This window comes from Shewanella submarina (assembly GCF_042646185.1).
GTDB classification, from domain to species: Bacteria; Pseudomonadota; Gammaproteobacteria; order Enterobacterales; family Shewanellaceae; genus Shewanella; species Shewanella corallii.
Genome location: NZ_JBHRTD010000005.1, coordinates 1 through 649, shown reverse-complemented (window position 1 = coordinate 649; position 649 = coordinate 1). Strand labels below are relative to the sequence as shown.

Here is a 649-nt window from a genome sequence, read left to right as displayed (position 1 = left end):
CGAAGTGACCGACCAGGACGGTAACGTCATCTTCTCCGGCACGGTCACTCAGGACATGCTGGATAATGGCCTGTCAGTCTCTATGCCAGCCCCTGCCACCGGCACCACCATCACAGTAACCGCCACCGTCACCGACCCGGCGGGCAACACCGCCAATGGTAATGACTCCGCCACCCTGGATTACGGCGCGGGCGGCGGCGCCCCTGCCGCGCCGGTAGTGGAGATCACTGAAGATGCCAACAACGACGGCTACATTAACGACAGCGAACTCAGCGCCGATGGACTGGTGAACTTCACCGTGACGCTGGGCGCAGGCACCGCAGTCGGCGATACCGTGAGCATTACCGATCAGGATGGTGCGGTTATCTTCTCCGGTCCCGTGACTCAGGACATGCTGGATAACGGCATCAGCTTAAGTGTGGATGCGCCAGCCAATGGTGAGAGTCTGACAATCACCGCCACGGTCACCGATCCGGCAGGCAACACCGCCAGTGGCGCGGACAGTGCCGTGCTCAATAGCGGCCCGGCCGCCCCAACGGTCACCATTACCGAAGATGCCAACGACGATGGCTACATCAATGATGCTGAGCTCGACGGTCAGGTGAACATCACCGTCACCCTGGCAGCCGGCACTGAAGTGGGTGACACC

The 649-nt window shown here is 61.5% G+C and carries 1 protein-coding gene; it reads left to right on the top strand.

Annotation, left to right across the window (positions count from 1 at the left end):
- A partial coding sequence (locus ACFOE0_RS03005; protein WP_380711371.1) for an Ig-like domain repeat protein occupies positions 1 to 649 on the top strand: 649 nt, incomplete at both ends.